Origin of the sequence: Shewanella rhizosphaerae (assembly GCF_019457655.1) — a bacterium.
Taxonomy (GTDB): Bacteria; Pseudomonadota; Gammaproteobacteria; order Enterobacterales; family Shewanellaceae; genus Shewanella; species Shewanella loihica.
On sequence record NZ_CP080420.1, the window covers coordinates 2,687,503 to 2,707,776 of the forward strand.

General features: G+C 55.7%; 12 protein-coding genes. 4 read left to right on the forward strand and 8 right to left on the reverse strand.

All coding sequences use genetic code 11. The annotated features are described in order from the left end of the window. Positions 1-161 precede the first annotated feature (161 nt). The 3 genes from K0I63_RS11900 to K0I63_RS11910 all read left to right on the forward strand — a co-directional run bounded on the left by K0I63_RS11900 (position 162) and on the right by K0I63_RS11910 (position 6,926). Positions 162-2,966, forward strand: coding sequence for a TonB-dependent receptor (locus K0I63_RS11900; RefSeq protein WP_220081184.1), 2,805 nt, complete (start codon positions 162-164; stop codon positions 2,964-2,966). Positions 2,967-3,245: 279 nt separating this feature from the next. Beyond that, positions 3,246-4,832: a PEGA domain-containing protein gene (locus tag K0I63_RS11905; RefSeq protein WP_220081185.1), complete on the forward strand. Its 1,587-nt coding sequence runs from the start codon at positions 3,246-3,248 to the stop codon at positions 4,830-4,832. Positions 4,833-4,982: 150 nt separating this feature from the next. After that, positions 4,983-6,926 carry a glycoside hydrolase family 97 protein gene (locus tag K0I63_RS11910; RefSeq protein ID WP_220081186.1) on the forward strand — a complete coding sequence of 648 codons (1,944 nt, stop codon included), beginning with the start codon at positions 4,983-4,985 and terminating at the stop codon, positions 6,924-6,926. A 103-nt stretch (positions 6,927-7,029) separates the two neighbouring features. On the opposite strand, the gene K0I63_RS11915 is transcribed toward K0I63_RS11910, so the two are convergent. Beyond that, the gene (locus K0I63_RS11915) at positions 7,030-9,042 is read right to left on the reverse strand and encodes a DNA topoisomerase III (RefSeq protein WP_220081187.1); all 2,013 of its coding nucleotides are present in this window, start codon (positions 9,040-9,042) and stop codon (positions 7,030-7,032) included. 163 nt (positions 9,043-9,205) lie between these two features. Here K0I63_RS11915 and K0I63_RS11920 point away from each other — a divergent pair, with 163 nt between their 5' ends. After that, positions 9,206-9,481 (forward strand): hypothetical protein, encoded by a 276-nt coding sequence (locus K0I63_RS11920; RefSeq protein WP_220081188.1) that lies wholly within the window; start codon positions 9,206-9,208, stop codon positions 9,479-9,481. Between the two features lie 164 nt (positions 9,482-9,645). On the opposite strand, the gene K0I63_RS11925 is transcribed toward K0I63_RS11920, so the two are convergent. From K0I63_RS11925 to K0I63_RS11955, 7 genes are all read right to left on the reverse strand, one after another. After that, the gene (locus K0I63_RS11925; protein ID WP_220081189.1) at positions 9,646-11,763 is read right to left on the reverse strand and encodes a methyl-accepting chemotaxis protein; all 2,118 of its coding nucleotides are present in this window, start codon (positions 11,761-11,763) and stop codon (positions 9,646-9,648) included. A 229-nt stretch (positions 11,764-11,992) separates the two neighbouring features. Further along, positions 11,993-13,507, reverse strand: a complete 1,515-nt coding sequence (gene purF, locus K0I63_RS11930) for an amidophosphoribosyltransferase (RefSeq protein WP_011866099.1) — start codon at positions 13,505-13,507, stop codon at positions 11,993-11,995. Positions 13,508-13,594: 87 nt separating this feature from the next. After that, positions 13,595-14,083 carry a CvpA family protein gene (locus tag K0I63_RS11935; RefSeq protein WP_011866100.1) on the reverse strand — a complete coding sequence of 163 codons (489 nt, stop codon included), beginning with the start codon at positions 14,081-14,083 and terminating at the stop codon, positions 13,595-13,597. Between the two features lie 218 nt (positions 14,084-14,301). Then, a complete protein-coding gene (gene dedD / locus K0I63_RS11940; protein ID WP_220081190.1) occupies positions 14,302-14,991 on the reverse strand; it encodes a cell division protein DedD in 690 nt (229 codons plus the stop codon). After that, positions 14,992-16,284, reverse strand: coding sequence for a bifunctional tetrahydrofolate synthase/dihydrofolate synthase (gene folC / locus K0I63_RS11945; protein WP_220081191.1), 1,293 nt, complete (start codon positions 16,282-16,284; stop codon positions 14,992-14,994). Positions 16,285-16,328: 44 nt separating this feature from the next. After that, a complete protein-coding gene (gene truA, locus K0I63_RS11950; protein WP_220081192.1) occupies positions 16,329-17,114 on the reverse strand; it encodes a tRNA pseudouridine(38-40) synthase TruA in 786 nt (261 codons plus the stop codon). 261 nt (positions 17,115-17,375) lie between these two features. Further along, positions 17,376-20,108: a FimV/HubP family polar landmark protein gene (locus K0I63_RS11955; RefSeq protein WP_220081193.1), complete on the reverse strand. Its 2,733-nt coding sequence runs from the start codon at positions 20,106-20,108 to the stop codon at positions 17,376-17,378. Between the last annotated feature and the right edge of the window lie 166 nt (positions 20,109-20,274).

Below are 20,274 nucleotides of genomic sequence, written 5' to 3' on the forward strand. Positions count from 1 at the left end.
TCTGGAAATCATAGGCACTATTTCGGGAAGTTTCCCTTCCAGTCTCGGGGATATAAATATCAGGGTGAACTGATTTCAAAAATTAGTTTATTGAGCCTGATAAGAATTAATTCAGCCCAAACAATAAAGCTCAAAAAGCCTGAAAACACGAAGGGAACACTATGAAAAGAAATTATCTTGCCTTTGCGATTAGCCTTGCATTGGCCTCTTCACTTCCCGCCTACGGGGCCGACGACGAAGAGAAGCAACAAAATGATGAGACCGAGATGGAAGTCATCGAGGTGCGGGGGATCTTAAGCAGTCTGAAAGAGGCGCAGTCGATCAAGAAGGAAGCCGACAACGTGGTCGACGCTTTGGTCGCCGAAGATATAGGTAAATTCCCCGACAGCAACGTCGCCGAGGCGATGCAGCGTATCCCAGGGGTGAGCGTTAACCGCCTGCGCGGCGAGGGGCAGAGCGTGACCGTGCGCGGTCTGAGTGGTGACTACAACGTCACTACGCTCAACGGCAGAAAGATCGCCTCGGAAACCGTGGGGCGCGACTTTAACTATGATCTGATCGCCGCCGAGCTGATTGGCGGCATTCAGGTCAACAAGACCCAGCAGGCCTCCCTGCCCGAGGGCGGCATAGGCGCCATCATCAACATAGACACCCTCAAGCCCCTCAACGTGGGCAGCAAGGTAGCAGGCTCTATCGAGGGATACTATAACGAGCGCGCCGGCGAGACAGATCCCCAGGCCTCGCTGCTGATCAGCGAGACCTTTAACGACGACGAGCTGGGGATCTTGATCTCCGCCAACCACACCTCCTCCTTCACCCGCTTCGATAGCCACAGCGCACAGTGGGGCTGGAATGAATGGAGCGAGGCGGAGCTGATGCCAAACGGCGATCCTAACGTGTCGGGCCGCTTCCCCAGCTGGCCTAACATCATGGTGAGCACGGATCAGCGCGAGCGCAGCGGCGGCACCCTGGCGCTGCAGTGGCGCCCGACCCCGAATCTGGATATCAACTTCGACGCCCTCTACACTAAGTATGAGATTGAATCCACGGGGAACATGATCTCCCTGGCCCTGTTTGAGGGCACCAACCTGGACAACATCCAGGATGTGCAATTTGGCGCCGACGGTCACACCAACAGCATCACTATCGGTGAACCGGGCAACATGGACTCGCCGGCCATCGCCGAGCTGCTGGAATCGCAAAATCCCCGCGACAGCGATGCCATGCAGGTGGGGCTGAACCTCAACTACATCTGGGACAACTTTAACTTTAACGTCGACCTGGCCTACTCTGAGGCGGAAGATGCCTCGGCGGCGGTCAGCTGGGTGGTGGTGCGCACCGCCATCGACACCCTCACGGTCAACTGGGACAACGGCGAGCAAGTGCCCGACATCTCCTTCGGCGATACCGTGCTGGATGAGAACATCGACTATGGCGCCTGGTATGCCCGCATCGACGGCGACAAGGTGAAGGACAAGACGGGTAACTTCAACTTCAACGGCACCTATGAGCCGGACGATGGCATCATCAGCAAGGTGCTGTTCGGCACCGGCTATAACATGCAAGACAAGGGCAAGACCTACTGGAGCCAGGAAAACCCCAGCGCCTATACCTTCCGTAACGGCGTCACAGAGAGTGAGTGGATCAACGCCCCCGATAGCGAGAAGGTGGATATCGCCGGCAACACCCTCTGGGGGCCGCTACCGGCAACAGCCCTCAATCCAGGCAACTTCGACGACTTCATGGGTAGCTCAAACGCCATGCTGCCCAACACTTGGGCGGGGATCAACATTCCCGGGCTGTTCGACTACTACCGATCCTTGGACAGCGAGGCATTCGACCAATATCTGGTGCCCAGACCTAACCTCACAGGTGGCAACACCTATGGCGTGAAAGAGGAGACCATACACGCCTACGCCGAGCTGATCCTCGAAGATGAGATTGCCGGCATGCCCTATATGCTCGACTTCGGTCTGCGCTACATAGACACAACCGTCACCTCCTGGGGCTACTCTCAGGATCCCGCCAACATCGCCTTCGATGAAAACGGCCTGTTTACCGACGCAGTGGATACCGTCGGCCTGGTGGAGTTTGAAGGCAACTACAACAAGCTGCTGCCGAGCTTCAACGGTAAGCTGGGGCTGACCGATGATTTGGTCTGGCGTCTGTCGCTGTCACAGGCGATATCACGTCCGCCGCTGACCAACCTGTCGCCGGTTACCTCTATCTGGCAGAACGAGGAGAAGACGCCGCCGGAGAACTTCATCTATGAGAATGATCCAGGCCTGGAGCCCTACTATGCCGATCAGCTCGATACCACGCTGGAGTGGTACTACAGCGACAGCGGCACCCTTAACCTGGCCTTCTACTACAAGGAGCTGCATGGCTTCGTGATCTACGAGCCGACACGGGAAACCATCAATGGCGCCAGCTTCGAGGTCACCCGCCCCTACAACGACGATGAAAACCAGTCGCGTATCCGGGGTTATGAGCTGAACTGGCTACAGACCTTCGACGATTTCCTGCCTGATGCCCTCGCGGGCTTCGGTGTGCAGGCCAACTATACCTATAACAACAGCGAGTCGGGTGAATACACGGACGATGGCGAGCAGTTACCGTTCAAGGGATTGTCTGATCATCAGTACAATGTGGTCGCCTTCTACGAGAACCATGGGCTTAAGGTCAATGTGGCCTATAACTATCGCTCCGAGTACAGCCTGGGCAAGCAGTGGTATTGGTCAAATGCCCTCAACGACTGGACCTCTGAGACCCTACAGGTCGACGAATGGGGCCAGCTGGATATGCAGGTGGGCTATGACGTCACAGACAATATCACCCTCACCTTCGAGGCCAACAACCTGCTTGACCCCGATTATGTGCAGTACCTGAACGGGGACAAGAACCACGTAGACTATATCTCCAGCTGGGGCCGTAGTTATCGTGCGGGGGTTCGCTTCAAGTTTTAATCTCCCTTGTTAAATGATTCGCTCAAAGACAATTTAAGCAATCGTTTTGTTCGCCCATTACCACTAGGTGATGGGCTTTTTTCATCCCCATTTCCCGCCACAAAACTTAGCTTATCCAACTGATATTCCTGAATAATTAATAGTGTTTCTCGAAAACTACTTTAGGGCTGATTAGCCCTTGAATGGCCCTGCCTGGATAGCTTAATTTTTAGTCGCTCATGGATATCAATCCATCACCAACACAATCACTACTTCTTCATCGACAGGGAGATTCTTCACATGGAAAGACATTTAAGCAATAAGCCAAACAGGCAATTAAGCAGACAGCTAAACAGACAGCCAAACAGGCAGTTAAGCAAGCACGGAGCATCCCCCTTACTAAGCTTACTCTTCTTAGGTGTCATAGGGCTTAGCCTGCCGGGCTGCGGCTCAGGTGGCGATGACGACCAGACTAGCGAGCCAGCGGTTACACCACCGGTAGCCACACCGACACCAGAGGGGAGCCTCACAGTATCCGCCAGCGAAAGCGGCGGCGCCATCTACCTAGATGGGCACTTCACTGGCAAGCTGACCCCGGCCGAGCTTACACTCGAGCCCGGCGAATACACCATAGGCGTGGGGCTCAACCAGAGTGAGCAGTATCTTAGACGCACGGTTCAGGTAGAGGCCGACCAGACCATTAGCCTGGCGCTGGATGAGAGCGATCGCCAGGCGCCCAAGGCCTGGAAGGCGCTGTTTATCGGTGTGGCCAAGGTGCAGGCTCAGGGTACTGGCTGTGTCAGCCAATACCAAACCGAGCAGCTCGACGCCGGCTTTGACTTCTTTCGCTGGAGCTTTAAGGAGCGCGTCGAGCCCTACAGCTACCACACCATGGATTGGCAGATTGAGCGCCTGGATATCACGGATGAGGTGGTAACTCTCAGCAATGACAAGCTCATCGGCCCGGCGGAGATCGAGCCCTATCTGACGAGCGTCGACAAGGGCGACTATGACCTTATCGTCAGCTTCTTTCGCGGCGGCGCCGGCAGCGATGACTGCTATATCGACGACTTCAAAGGCATCGCCTGGTATGACTATCGCGTGCTTGACGCCGATGCCTCCTACTACACCATACGCTTCTATGATGATGTTAGCGGGCGGATCGAGGCGGCCAAGGCAAATGACAGAGACCCTGGCATGTACATCCACGAGTGGCTGCACACCACGGCGGAGTGGTTCTTTCCCGATCAGGGCTATGCCCAGCCCAGCAGCGACGGCCAGGTGGTCCACGCCGCCGAGATATACGGCTACAGCTGGCCCTGGATGAGCTGGTATCGTGACCTTATTCGCGGCCAGGTGAAACAACAAGCAAGCTATGTGGGCATAGGCCCGGACGCCCTGCTCGGCTGTAGCGTCAGCGAAGACGCCTTAGGCCTGTGCCCGAGCGCCTCGAGTCAAGCAGCATCAGACGCCTCGAGTCAAGCGGCGCCTGAGGCCTTGATTCAAACATCCTTGCTCTATGACAAGAGCGCCGGACAACTGGTGCCCTGGCAGACAGTGATCCGACCCTATCGAGATGGCCGGGTCACATTTGGTCAGATCCCGTCCGGTGAGCAGCTCTGTCTCAATCGTCACTCCGTCAGCTACCTGCTCGGCGATGCCGCCCTAGCGCTCACCTTAGACGAAAGCCTTTGCGGCGAGCCCTCCAGCGCCAGGCTCAGCTTTACGCCTTGGCTTGCAGAGGAGCAGTCGTCGCGTGCAATCACGCTGCCCATTGACCAAGCCAGCAGGCTTTTAACCAGCAAAAAAACCTTTATTGAAGGTGAGCACCTCGACTTAGATAAGATCTTAATTGAGCTAAGGGAGCTGATGGCGCACTCGCTCTAGAATTATCTATCTAACACGCTTCAGGCGGGGCGAAACAGAGGTTATTTTTCGGGAAACATTAGCCCCGTTTTCATGCGCCCAGGCGTCAATCGACATGCTTCAATGACTTACCTTCGGGAATTTCCCCGTATGAATCAGGAGTAATGAAACATGTTGCAGCGTTTTTTGACGGCGCCCCAGGCGTATAAGCAGCTGATGTTGGCCGGAGTGCTAACACTTCCCTGCGCACTGGCCATGGGCGAGACCTATCAACTCAGCTCCCCGGATGGCAGCATCTTGGTCGATGTCATCGCCGAGGAGCAACTTAGCTACCGCGTCAGCGTCGATGGCCAGACCATCTTGGCCCCATCACACATCGCCATGACCTTTGCCGATGGCACGGCGCTCGGAAAGTCGCCTCAAGTGGTTGAGGTCAAGCGCAGCGCCATCTCAGAGCAGCTCACCCCGGTTATCAAGGTGCGTACCGCCAAGATAGACAACCATTACAACCAGTTGAGCCTGAGCTTCAAAGATAACTACAGGGTGGAGTTTCGCGCCTTCGATGAGGGGGTCGCCTATCGTTTCAGCGCCCAGCAATCTGGTAAGAGCGCCCTCACCTCTGAACAGGCCGAGTTTAACTTCGCCAAAGGCGCCTTTGCCTACTTCCCCTTCGAGAAGAAGTTTGCCAGCGCCACCCAGCCCAGATTCACCCCCATCGCCGCCAAGGGGATAGACAAGGATGAGCTGGGTAGCCTGCCGGCCCTATTTGTGGTCAATGGCGTCAATGTGTTGCTGACAGAGACAGATCTGCAGAGCTATCCCGGCCTCTGGCTAAGGGGCAAGGGCGATGGCAATGTCTATGGCGTGCACCCATTCGAGCTAGATAAAGATGAGCAGTACACAAAGGACTTTGGCGTGGTCAGCAAGTCTCGCAGCTATCCCTGGCGCATCCTGGCCATCGCCCGCAGTGACGGTGAACTGCTCGACAATCAGATGAGCTACACCCTGGCCGAGCCGTCACGCATCCAGGACACCTCCTGGATCAAGCCAGGCAAGATCGCCTGGGACTGGTATAACGAGAACAACCTCAAGGGGGTCGACTTCAAGGCGGGGATCAATACAGAGACCTACCAATACTACGCCGACTTCGCAGCCGACTTTGGTATCGAAAACATCCTTATCGACGATGGCTGGTCATCACAGGAAGATGTGCTTACCGTGCTGCCAGGCATAGACATGCAGGCGATCATCGCCCATGCCAAGGAAAAGGGCGTCGGGGTGCAGCTGTGGGTGCCCTACTCGGCGCTGGACAAGAATCTGGAAGAGGCGTTTAAGCTCTACGCCAAATGGGGGATCAACGGCGTCAAGATAGACTTCATGGACAGCGACAGCATCAAGCGGGTGGATTTCTACTGGCGAGCCGCCGCCATGGCCGCCAAGTACAAGCTGATGGTCAACTTCCACGGCGCCTACAAGCCCGCGGGGATCCACAGAACCTACCCCAACGTGATGACCCGCGAGGGGGTCAGAGGACTGGAAAACAACAAATGGTCTGAGGTGACCTCGACCCACAACCTGCATCTGCCCTTCATCCGCATGATAGCTGGCCCGCTGGATTACACCCCGGGCGCCATGGCCAATGCCCAGCAGAAGAACTTCAACAAGGTTTGGTCTCGCCCCATGAGCCTGACCACCCGGGCGCAGCAGATCGCCATGTATGTGATCTACGAGAGCCCGCTGCAGATGCTCGCCGACACCCCAACCAGCTACCGCTCCGAGCCTGAGATCCCGCGCTTCATCGCCGCCATTCCTACGGTGTGGGATGACTTCAAGGTGCTGCATGCCAGCATAGGCGAGTATTTCACCATAGCGCGCCGCGCAGGTGATGACTGGTATATCGGCGCCATGACCAATACCCAGGCGAGAAGCCAGCAGATCAACCTGGACTTTCTGGGAGATGGTGAGTATGAGATGCAGCTGCTGCAAGATGGCATCAACGCGGGTAACTTCGCCGAAGACTATAAGCTGATTAAGAAAACCGTTATCAAGGGCGACAGCCTAGATCTCAACATGGCGGCCAACGGCGGCTATGCCATACAGCTGATAAAGCGTTAAACGCCCCACCCCAAGGGTCTGAGTCGCCTAAGCTTCCATGCGTTCAGGCCCTTGCCTTTTCTCTTGCCTATGCTCTTGCTTAGATTCTTGCTTAGCCTCTTAATTAGGCGCTTGTTTTAGCCTTTGTTTTAACCGCGGCTCTAGTTCCAGTCTTTTTCGCCCCGCTAGCCTTGCCTTTGGCGCCTGTCGCACCGCCGCGTCGATTGCCGTAGCCACGCTTCTTAAACGAACGCTTAGGCGCCTCGACCCCTTGCAAGGCCTTGGGCAGCTGGGCACCGGCCTGCATGATAAGCCCATTGAGCGACTCGACTAGCGGCGCCATGAAGCTTAGGTACTTGGCCTCTTTACGGCTGATGGCGTCCAGGTGACTCTCCCACAGTGCCGTCATATCCGGGGTAGTAGCAGATTCCGGCAGGCTGTTGATGAGGCCGCGACCGACAGGGGTCGAGACGATAGACTTCCCCTGGCGCTCAAGAAAGCCACGCTTGAACAGCAACTCGATGATCCCGGCGCGGGTCGCCTCTGTGCCCAGGCCGTCGGTTTCTTTAAGGATCTTACGGATCTCTGGGTTGGTCACGTAGCGGCTGATCCCCGTCATGGCGCTGAGCAGGGTGGCATCGGTAAAGGCCTTGGGGGGCTGGGTCTGCTTCTCGATAAGCTCTCCCAGGCCAGAGTGCAGCTCTTGCCCCTTTTGTAGCGGCGGCAGCAGGGCCAAAGCCTCGTCGCCATCGCCGTCGGCCTTGTCATCGCTGCGCTTAGGGAAAAGTTGTTTCCAGCCGGGGGCGATCTCCTGCTTAGCCTTGGTATGAAAATGGCCGCCGGCGATCTCCACCTCAACCTGAGTCTCATGGTAACGATAGACGGGGTAAAACTGCGCCAGATACTGACGGGCCAGTTGCAGGTAGATCTGTTTCTCGGCCTGACTCAGGGCGCTCATGGTGGCTACCTTCTCGGTGGGCACTATGGCGTGGTGGGCATCCACCTTGGCATCGTTCCAGGCCTTGGAGACTATCTTAAGATCCGGCGCGGCGCACTGGGCGGTGAGTTCGCCAGCCCCCTTGAGCACGGCGCCGATCACGACGGGGGCCAGGGCCAGCTGCTCCTTGGGCAGATAACGGCTATCGGAGCGCGGATAGGTGATCAGCTTATGTTTCTCATACAGTGACTGACAGGTATCGAGCACCGTCTTGGCGCTCATGCCGAATCGCTTCGCCGCATCTATCTGCAGCGACGACAGGTTATAGGGTAAGGGTTGCCCCTGCTGCTTATCTTTGGCCTGCAGATCCATCACCTTAGCGGGCTGCTCTGTGATCCGCCCCACCACGTTTTCCGCCAGACGGCGCGACAGCACCCGCCCCTCCTCATCCATGTAGGGCTGACAGGCCTCACTGGGCTGCCACTTAGCCTTAAAATGCGCCTGCTCTTGGGTATAGAGATTGGCCAGCACCTCATAGAAAGGCTTGCTGACGAAATTCTCAATAGCCTCATCGCGGCTCACCACCAGGCCTAAGAGTGGCGTCTGCACCCGACCGACAGAGAGCACCCCCTGATAGCCCACCTTGCGACCCTGCAGCGTATAGGCGCGGGTCATGTTCATGCCATAAAGCCAGTCGGCGCGGGAGCGCGCCAGCGCCGAGGTCGACAGGGGGATAAACTCTCGGTTGCTACGCAGCTGCCCCAAGGCACGTTTAACGGCCTGGGGATTGAGGTCGCTCACCAGCAGGCGCCGGGTCTGTTCTAGTTTGTCGCCCTTGACCCCCAGATAGGCGATCACCTCATCCACCAGCAGCTGACCTTCACGGTCAGGGTCCCCGGCGTTCACCAACTGACTGGCCTGCTTGACCAATTTTCTCAGTACGCTGAGCTGTCCCCGTGTCTTGCTCTTAGGGGTCATCTTCCACTGCTGCGGCACTATGGGCAGATGGTCGAACGACCAGGACTTGAAGGCGGGATCATAGCTGTCGGGCTCGGCCTGCTCCAGCAGGTGCCCTATGCACCAGGAGACGGTGTCGCCATTGGCCGCCGTGATATAACCCTCACCCTTCTTGTGGGGTTTAGGTAACACATCGGCGATTGCCCGCCCGAGACTGGGCTTCTCTGCTATGTATAGGATCATACTGACATCAATTACTGTATAAATTAACAGTAACTTTAAACCACTCGCGGCCTTGGCGCAAATAGGAAAGGCGATCGCATGCTTACGTGTAAATTTAGTTGAGAATAATTCTCACTAATGGCTAATCTAAGGGCTAGTCTAAGGGCAATTCACGGAGGCAAATATGCACACACAACTCAAGACCCCTTACCGACCCGAACGCCTACTGATTTACGCCACGCTGATGACGACGGCGCTGCTGTTACTCTCGCTGTCATCCTCCCTCTTTCCCTGGCGCCTGGATCCCTTGGTGCAATTTAGCCTGCTGCTGTTGCTAAGCTGCGCCAGCACCCTGTTTGCCCTCGCACGCCATGGCGCACACCATAGGCAGGCCCTTGGGCTACTCTTCGGCCTCTGGCTAATGGTGTGGGTAAGCCAGGGGTTGCTAATGCCGGTGTGATCGCTAACCTGCGCTTGCCTCTATAAGCTAAAACTTAGCTCTGCCGCGGCCGCTGCCCCAGCCACAGCCACAGCCACGGCCGTGCATTCGATGCCGTTGCCATCTGGCCACAAAAAAGGCGCCTCCCAGGAGACGCCTATATTACAGATATGAAAACCTCTGCTTTAGGTCTTTAACTTGCCCAGCTGCAGGTGTTGCTGCTCCACCAGGCTCGCCAGGCTGGCACTGCTCTGCTGAGCCTCGTCGGCGAGTCTCGCCAGCTCTGAGGCGGAATCAGAGATGCCTGTGATGTTACGGCTGACCTCTTCGGTCACTGCACTCTGCTCCTCTGCGGCGGTGGCGATATGGGTCACCTGACTGGAGACCTCCTGAATTTGATTCACTATGGTATTGAGTGAACTCAGAGCCGATTCTGTCTGGGCCACGGCGCGCTGGGCACCATCCACCCCTTGGTCGATGATCTGCGAGGCGCTGTTGACTTCTCGCTGTAGCGCCTCGATCAACTTGCCTATCTCATCGGTCGAACTCTGGGTCTTGGAGGCCAGCGCGCGCACCTCATCGGCGACCACGGCGAAGCCCCGGCCTTGTTCACCGGCGCGGGCAGCCTCGATGGCGGCGTTAAGCGCCAGCAGGTTGGTCTGCTCGGCGATGGCGCTGATCACCTCGAGGATCTTGCTGATGTTGGTGCTGCTTTCCGCCACCTTACCCACGGCCTCCTTAGCCAGCAGGGATTCCTGAGACATATGAGTCACATAGCCCATGGCTTGGCTCAGGCTGTCTTCACCTGCCTTGACGTTGAGGGTCATCGCCTCGGTTTCCGACGCCGTCTGCTCAGACGCCTTGGCCACCTCGAGCGCGGTGGCGCTCATCTCATTAACCGCGGTCACCACACTCTCGATATCGCTGTACTGACGATTGACGCTGTTGTGAGTCTGCTGAGCTATCTCCGCCGCCACCTGACTCTCGGCCTGCGAGCGTGATGCCAGCTCCTTAAGCTCGCCGATCAGCAGCCTCAACTTATTGATAAAGCCATTGATGCCACCGCCCAGGGCGATGAGTTCGGCGTGGGATTCCACCGTGACCTGCTGAGTCAGATCCCCTTCGGCGCTGGCTAAATTTTCCACCCGGCTCTGAATCACCTTAAGCGGCGCGACAATAGAGCGGATCACCAGGCTAATGGTAACCACGGCGATCAGCGAGACGATGACGCCTACGATCAGCAGCAAGCTGCCCAGAGAGCTGGCCATGGCAGACATCGCCTTATCCATGGCATTTGCCGCCTGATAGGCATCGACCTTGGCCACCTCAATCACCAGCGACCACTGCGCTTTGGCGAGCGGGATTTCGATGGGATAGGCGACTATGATGTTATCGCCCTGCTCGAGATAACCGCCTTGGCGATGCAGCCCGGTCAACTGACTGGCGAGCGACGGGGCGATAGACTCGCCCAGTGGCCGCGCCTTCTTATCATAGTGGCTGGCCGCCACCACTAAACCCTTCTGGCTCAGCAGGGTCACCTTGGCCTTACCTTGATACAGGCTGGCGGAGAGCTCGTCGATCAGCTTCTGAAACACCGGCAGATTAACATCCACGCCAATTACGCCGCGAAAGCTGCCGCCCACCACCACAGGCACGGTTAAGGAGGTCATCAGCGCCGTGTTGCCCGGGCTTATCTCATACAGGTAGGGCTCCATCAGACAGGGCTGCTTAGTGTCCTTGGCGCACAGGTACCATTCGGCCTCGCGCACGCCAAACTCCTTGAGGGTGGCATCGTACTTCTCGCTGGCGTCATCCACCTGCTGATGCTCGACGCTGCCATCGTCGCTGCGGGTGTAATAGATCTCCAGGGTACCCACCTCGGGCACGCTATGACTGATCTTCTGGGTATAGTCGCCATCGCGGCCATCGTAGCCGTTGGGCTCGAACTGGGCATACATGGAGGAGAGCTGACTGTTCTTTCGCAGCACGCCGGCCACCGACTCCTCTACCCCTTCCCGAGATAGCGGCTGGCTAGCGGCGCTCTGCTCTATCATGCCGGCAAACGAAAAGGGGATCCGATAGGCCTCGTTGATAAAACCCGCCACCCGCTCGCCGTACTCGCCGGCCCGGGCACTGAGGCGCTGGCGAGTTTCATCATGCAGCGCGCCTTGCACCTGGCCTGCCAATTGCGCGTTTTTATCGCTGAGCGACCACCAGAGGCTGAAGGAGAGGATTGCGACTATAATCAAAAACAGCGCTGAGGTGATCCAAAGCAACTTAGTACTGATGGACAAGTGTTTCATTTATCACTCCTAGGGATGACGGCAGGCTCGAGGCTTAATACTTTCACTCATTAAACATAGCACTAAAGCATTAAAACACCATGCTATCAGGTATTTAATTACCCTTGCAGAAAAAGTAATGTAGCAAAATGCCCCATAAAAAACCGAGCACTTCTATAAAAATACCGACCACTCCCATAAAAAAACCGACCACTAGGGGTCGGTTTTTAGCTAACGCATGCGCTATCCCTTAGGGATGACAGACGTTATGTAGCTCTAAGTTAGTGCCGATATCCTTGATGCGATTGGCCTTGGCATCGTCGTTACGCAGCTGGGTCAGGTGATCCAGGTAGGCCTGATCCACATCGTTGGTAATATAGTTGCCGTCGAATACCGAGGTCTCGAAACGTTTGATATCCGGGTTCTGCTGACGTACGGCTTCAATAAGATCTTGCAGGTCCTGGAAGATGATGCCATCGGCACCAATCAGCTTGTTGATCTCTTCCGCATCGCGACCATGGGCGATCAGCTCGCTTGAGGTTGGCATGTCGATACCATAGACGTTAGGGAAACGGATCTCAGGAGCAGCCGAGGCGAAGTAAACCTTCTTGGCACCGGCTTCACGGGCCATCTCGATGATCTGCTCTGAGGTAGTACCGCGCACGATAGAGTCATCCACCAGCAGCACATTCTTGCCCTTAAACTCGGCGTTGATGGCATTAAGCTTGCGGCGAACCGATTTCTTACGCTCCTGCTGACCCGGCATGATGAAGGTACGGCCGATGTAACGGTTCTTCACGAAGCCCTGACGGTATGGCAAGTCCAGGTTACGGGCGATCTCTAGGGCGATATCGCATGAGGTTTCAGGGATCGGGATCACCACGTCGATATCGTGATCTTCCCACTCTTTCTTAATCTTCTCACCCAGCATGGTACCCATGTTGACGCGGCTGCCGTAGACAGACACCTTGTCGATGGTCGAGTCTGGGCGGGCGAAGTAAACGTATTCGAAGATACAAGGTGAATAGCTTGGCGACTGGGCGCACTGACGGGTATAGAGCTGACCATCTAACGAGATATAGATGGCCTCGCCTGGAGCGACATCACGTACCGTCTCGAAACCTACGGCATCAAGGGCCACGCTCTCAGAGGCCACCATATATTCGGTGCCCTGCTCTGTCTCGTTCTTACCCAGTACCAGTGGACGAATACCGTAAGGGTCACGAAACGCCACCAGACCCTGGCCGATGATCATCGCCGCCACGGCGTAGGCGCCGCGTGTCAGCTCATGTACCTTAGTGACCGCCTCAAACACCTCGTCAGCAGTGAGGTACTGGCTCTTGGTGTGTTGTAGCTCGTCGGCCAACAGGTTAAGCAGGACTTCAGAATCTGAGGTGGTGTTAACGTGACGACGTTGCTTTACCAGGCGCTCGTGCAGCTCGACCGTGTTGGTCAGGTTGCCGTTGTGCGCCAGAGAGATCCCGAAAGGAGAGTTAACATAGAAAGGTTGCGCCTCAGACGCGCTCGAGCTACCCGCAGTTGGGTAACGCACGTGACCTATGCCGGCGGTGCCTTGCAGACGCTGCATATGCTTAGGTTCAAATACGTCTTTTACCAGACCATTGGCCTTACGCAATCTAAACGCATTGCCATCAACGGTGACAATGCCCGCGGCGTCTTGGCCACGATGCTGTAGCACTGTGAGTGCATCATAGATTGTCTGATTAACCGATGTTCGGCCAACTATTCCGACGATACCACACATGGGTAGGTTTCCTCATTTTAAGATGTTCTGATAATTATTATCTGCGGCCATGACCTGAGGTTAAGGCACGCCTATGCTTACGCATTCTTATATTTTAGGTACAAAGCTTGAGGTGTTTTCCACGTAATCAAAGAACCACTGGATAACCACTCCGAATTCGGGAACCAGTTGCGAGCTGGCCCACCAGTCTGTCTTGGGCGCCCCGGTAAAGGCATCCAGGAAAAAGAGTATCGCGCTAACGATGAGTGCACCGCGCAGGGCGCCAAAACAGAGGCCCAGCACCCTGTCTGTGCCAGACAGGCCCGTCTTGACCACAAGTTGGCCGATAAGGTAATTGACTAAGGCACCGAGAATAAGGGTCGAGATAAATAGGATGGCGATGGCGATGCCGTTACGCACCATTTCATCTTGCATCTGGGTCAGGTAGACGGCGAGATCTTCATAAAATTGACTCGCCACGAAGAAGGCGGCAAACCAGACCACGAGTGACATGGCTTCCTTAACGAAACCACGAAGCAGACTAATTAAAGTCGAGATTGCGATGACCGCAATAATGGCATAATCGATCCAAACCATTGAATAAGGTGATCCAGCATTAGCATTAAGACGGCGGGATTTTACCAGAGACTGAAGACATTCTCACCCCCTAGCCTGATTTAAAAGTGATTTAGTTTATCCGCAATTACGGACACTGAGTTCTGGCTTGAGGCTATTTTCACCCTGTAGCGCAGACAAAAACGCCCAGGACAAAGCCTGGGCGTTTGGAAGTGATAACGGTAGAGCAAAGCTGTGAATTAGAGCAGCGGATTATAGTCGACCACCGCGGACTTGAGGCCGGTAAACTTATCCAGCTTGGTCTGCAGCTTTTGTAGCTTGCTCTTGGAGATATCCGGCCCGACGAACACCTTAGTCAGCTGACCATCCACCGGCTTTTGCGGCACGGTATAGGCGCGGTAGCCCTCGCCTCGCAGACGTTTAACCAGGGCGTTCACATTTTCGGCATTCTTAAAGCTACCCAGTTGCAGAGTATAGGCCGAGCTTGCAACCTCAACCTTAGATTCAGCCGCCTTAGCTTGCGTGACTTTCGCTGGGCTTTTCTTAGGCTCGCTGTTTTTAGCTACGTCAGTATTAGAGGCGTCCGTTTTCGCCGCGCTTGTCGTGGCCTGCTTACCATCATTGGCCCCCTGCTGCTCGGCAGAGGATTCGCCGGCACTATCAGCTTGACTGCTCACCTGCTGGTCGAACTGAGCCTGCTGCTCACTCAGGTCAATGGCCGTAATGCTTTCCTGCTCATCGAGGCGGGACTCGGCCTGGGGCCGCAGTGGGATCTCGGCAAACTGCTCTTCCTGATGCTGCTTCTTACCATCTAAGATATCGGGCAAAAAGATCACCCCCAGGGCCACCAAGACTATGATGCCCACCAGACGGTTTTGAAACTGGCTCGATACCTTCTCTTGTTTGACTTCTACTTCATCCACCTGCATTTAACTTAGGTCCAATTGCTTAAACTCTGCCACAGTGTAAAAGGAGCCAAACACAATTACCACATCGGATTGGCCAATCTCTGGCTTTAACGCTTGGTATGCCTGCTCAACCGAGGCAAAGCTATAGGCAGCTTTGTCGCCACTCAGATAGCTGAGCAAGTCCTGCGCCTTGGCACTGCGCTCACAGTTAAGGTCCGTCAGATACCAGGCGTGGATCTGATCCTCGAGCAGGCCGAGCACGGAGCGGCAATCCTTATCTTTTAACATGCCACACAGGGCGAAGATACGCTTACCCTTGTAAGCCTCGAGTCGCTGGGCCAGATAGGCCGCCGCATGGGGGTTATGGGCCACATCTAAGATGATCTTAGGCTGCTCGCTGACCACCTCCAGACGACCGGTCAACTTAGCCCCGCTTAGCCCGGCATCGATAGATGTGCGAGCCGCTTCTGTCACAAACTGCTCTGCCAGCAATTGCTGCACCACAGCCAGGGCGGTTGCCGCATTGGCCAAGGGTAAGGTTGGCAGTGGCAAGCCAGACAATGAAAATTGGGGCACAGACGATTGAGGCATATCACCTAGCTCAAAACACCAGTCAGTCTCGCTCGCCTGGTAGCTAAATTCGTGATTTACCCTTACCATCTTGGCGCCTATGGACTCGGCGTATTCAACAACGCTTGCCGGCAAGTCTGGGTCGCCTATCACCACGGGACGGCCTGCGCGCATGATCCCCGCCTTCTCGCGGCCCACCAACTCCCGGGTATCGCCCAGGTATTCCTGATGGTCGATGTCGATGGCGGTGATCACCGCGATATCGGCATCGATAATATTGGTGGCATCCAGGCGTCCACCCAGCCCCACCTCGAGTAACACAAGATCCAGTTTCGTCTGCTTAAACAGGTAAAGTCCGGCCAGGGTGGCATATTCGAAGAAGGTCAGCGAGATGTCGCCGCGCGCGGCATCTATGGCACAAAACGCCTCGATAAGCGCCTCGTCGCTGGCATCCACCCCGTCAATGCGTACCCGCTCATTGTATTTGAGCATGTGAGGCGAGCTGTAGACTCCGACGCGCTGGCCGGCTTCTCTCATGATGGCTTCTATCATGGCGCAGGTGGTTCCCTTGCCATTGGTGCCAGCGACGGTCACCACCTTGGTGCCCTCGAGGCTGTCGAGCGCCATGACCTTGGCAACGGCCGCGACACGGCCAAGACCCATATCTATCTCTGTGGGATGGATAGCCATCAGGTGGTTCAGCCAGTCATTAAGGCCAGATTGTGCGTTGGGTACAGGCGTCATATCAGAATCTTTTTAACCTTTGTTAATCAGATGTTTAGTTTGGGTTAGTCGAGCATAAACAGTGGCCCCAGGGCCAGTTTAGGCAGGGCATAGTGCTCGGGATAGGTCACATCCACCAGGTAAAGGCCGTTAGGTTTGGCTGTCGCCGCTGCCTGAGTGCGATCCTTTAGCGCCAGCAGATCCTTAATCCAGCTCACGGGTTGGCGGCCATAGCCCACCTCGAGCAGGGAGCCGACGATATTACGCACCATGTGATGCAAGAAGGCGTTGGCCTTGATGTCGACGCAGATATACATGCCTTGGCGGGTCACATTGACCTCGTGAACGCAGCGAAACGGGGTGTTCGACTGGCATTGAATGGCGCGGAAGCTGGTAAAGTCCTGCTCACCCAGCAGGAACTGGGCCGCCTCATGCATCTTGGCCTCATCGATCTGCCCCGGATAGTGGCTCACTCCAGAGCGGAGAATGCCGGGTCTAAACTGATGGTTATAGATCATGTAGCGATAACGGCGGGCGGTGGCGGTAAAGCGGGCGTGGAATTCGTCATCCACATCCTTGGCCCAGCGCACGGCGATATCATCCGGCAGGTTGACATTGACCCCTAGGGTCCAGGCACTCTCTTTACGCACGGCATTGGTCTCGAAATGCACCACCTGGCCCGTAGCATGAACACCTGCGTCGGTACGTCCGGCGCACTGAATCGAAATAGGTTCGTTGGCAACGAAAGATAGGGCTCTCTCGAGCTGGGCTTGTACCGAGTCCACCTCGGCCTGACGTTGCCAGCCAAAATAACGGCTGCCATCATATTCGATACCTAATGCTACGCGCATGAAATACCTGTCCTCATGTTTAATTACTCACGTTTAAATAAATCTGTTCGCTAGGCGGCGGATTCTAGCACAAGCTAGGTGTTAACTGGATAGTAAATGGCGCGTTAACTGGATAGTTAAGGAGAGAGTTAAGTGGAGAGTTAACTGCACCGATAGTCAACCTCCAGACTCGCCGCCATCAAAAATATGCTCGCCGCCATAAAAAAACGGCGCCTAAGCACCGTTTTTCAAATCGCTTCTCTGATTTAGAGCTCGTCAGGATTAGAGTTCGTCTAGCAGCTTCTTGGCTTCCTGTTGCTGACGCTCGTTGCCGTCCAGTTCGACCTCTTTAAGCAGCGCCTTGGCGCTGTCCATATCGTCTATTTCTATATAGGCGCGGGCCAGATCCAGCTTGGCGTTGACGGCATTCTCTTCGTCGTCCACATCGACCATGGAGGCGTTGCCCATCAGGCTATCGAGCTCGCCCATGTCTACATCCAGCTCCTTGTACTTATCGACATCCAGCTGCTCCTCGTCGGCCTCATTGAGCAGTCTATCGATATCGATAAAGCCGTTGTCTTGCTGGAAGGCGGTCAGGTCGTGCTCGGGCACGGCTCTGGCGGGACGCTTCTTCTCCGCCGCATCCAGGGCAGCCAAGGCCTGATCTACGGTCAGATTATCATCATCGTCCAGCTGCAGCGAGATAGCGTCGTCATCCTCAACCGGCGTATCTTCGACGCTCGGCGCATCGCTGGTCAAGGCTGATTCCCACTCCAGCATATTATCGCTGCTACGCTTGTTCCCCTTGAGATCACCGAAGAAACCCGATTCACCCTTTTCGACCTTAGGCTCTTCAGCCTCTTCGACCGATTCAAGATCGGCGAGCAGCGCGTCGAGATCCACCTCGCCGTCATCTTCGGCCTTAATCTCTTCCTCAGCTTCTGCCTCTGCAGCCGGCTTATCTTCACCTAGGTCGAACTCGAGCGGCGCATGACCGGCCGGCTTACTCTCTTTCTGGCTATCTTGCTGAGAGCCTGCTTCCAGCTCTGCGGCTAACTCGGCTGCAACGTCAAGTTCTGGCCCTGTCTCCTCAGGTGCAGTCTCCTCAGCTTCAGCCTCGGCGAACTCAAGATCGGCGACGTCGGCTTCTGGCTCGCTTGTCGGCGCAGCAGGTTCGAACTCGGCCAGTAAGGCATCGAGATCCGCCTCTTCAACCTCATCGTTTTCTTCCTCAAGCTCGGCGGCGATCTGACGCGCTATCTCATCATCCTCGCTATCGGACGCCTGGGCTGCCGGCTCGGCATCGAATCCAGCCAGCAAGGCATCGAGATCTGTCTCATCGACGTCACCCTCATCGCCCTTAGCCTCGATCGCCTCTTCGAGTTCCTGAGCGATCTCATCGGCCAAGGTTTCCTCGGACGCTGCTGTCGCTTCAGGCTCGGCGGCTTCTTCTGGCTTAATCTCTTCTAAGCTAGTCTCTTCTGCGCGAGTCTCTTCCGCGTTAGTCTCTTCTGCGTTAGTCTCTTCGTTCGCAGTTTCTGCCGGCAGGTCAAACTCCGCCAGCAGCGCATTCAAGTCTTCCTCTTTAGCCTCTTCGCTTGGCGTCTCTTGCTCAAATTCGGCTAGCAGTTCGTCGAGATCTGTCTCTGCGGTCGCCTCTTCTTCAAAAGTTGGCGCCTCGAAGGCAGTTTCTTCGATACTCTTCTCTTCAGCATGCGTCTCTTCGATTGGCGCTTCTTGCGGGGCATCCAGTTCGGCAAGCAGGCTGTCGAGATCATCTTCCTGAGTTGTCTTGGCTTCTTCCTGCTCCTGCTCACCCATAGCCTCGGCCCAGAGATCGTCCAGCGTTTGACCTTCATCCTCAATCGGTGACATCACCTGCTCATCACCCGCATCCACTACCATCTCGGCAGCTTCTTGGGGCAGCTCATCACTCAGATCCGCCTCAGGCTTAAGCTGAGTCTCATCGACCTTCATCAAGGAATCCAGCGAATCGGCCTCATCATCTGTATCCAGATGCACCGCCATCATCTCTTCACTGTCCTCAGGCGCTGGCGCGACTGGCTTGTCGTCCATCGGCGGCGTTACGGGCGCGCTCGACTCGACCGCCTCGTTCTTGTTGTTGCGACGCTTGATAAAGAGCCATACCAATACCAGCAGCAATAGCGCCGGAATGGCCGCAAACAGACCGAGATAAAGCGGATTGTCCATCATGGTGCGCCAGCTGTCGTCCACCTCTTTAGGCTTAGCCGGTTGGGTCGCGGCGGCCAGCTGCTGACGAAGCTGCTCGACCTCACTGTTTAGCTGCGCCTTCTGCTCTTTTTGAACCAGCAGCGCTTCTTCCAGCTCGGCGATGCGGCTGCTTTGTTCGTCTATCTTAGCCTGCAGCATCTCGCTGTCGTTGTTGCCCAGGTTTAACTTATCTTGTGCCCTGGCCAGCTCGTCGGTGAGCGACAGGTTCTTGGCCTGCTCGGCCTCAAGCTTGGCGGTTAACGCCTCGATCTGCTTCTGCTGCTCGGCGCTAGGCTTATCAGCCTGAACCATCTCTGGCTGACTAGCTTCTGACGCCTGAGCCTGTTTAGTCGGTGTCACTACCGGCTTAGGCTTTGCTGCCGTCTGTGGCTTCTGACGCCAGCCTTTATCGTTACTCTCTGCCTGCTGTTTGGCCAGGCTCTTAGGAATAGCCAGCATCACCTCTTTAGATGGGATCAGCAGGATCATCCCCTTCTCTAGGCTGTTGTAGTTGTCGCTGGTAAAAGCATGAGGATTGGCTTCATAAATCGCTGCCATCACCTGATAGATGGTCACACTCGCATCGGGACGGGTTTTCTGTGCAATACTCCAGAAGGTATCGGATGCCGTAGTAGGGCCATATTGGCGCAGGGTCTGGCGACTTTCACCATCTGGACCGGTAATATTAAGAGGTTCTGCGGCAGATAAAAGACCCGAAGTCGACGAGAGAACAAGCAGAGCGCTGGCTAGCAAACCAGCAAGATGCGATGTGCGAAAGTTCATCAATTCTTCCCTTTCAAGCGATGATGGACTGCCATTTGGCAGTGTGCTTTAGGCAATTGTATTTATTGAGATTACTATAAACCAGTTTTAGATGGCCTGCTACTGTTCACATTTCAAAAACAAGTGATCACACAAAAAAAGCCTGCAAACTGCAGGCTTTTTCTCC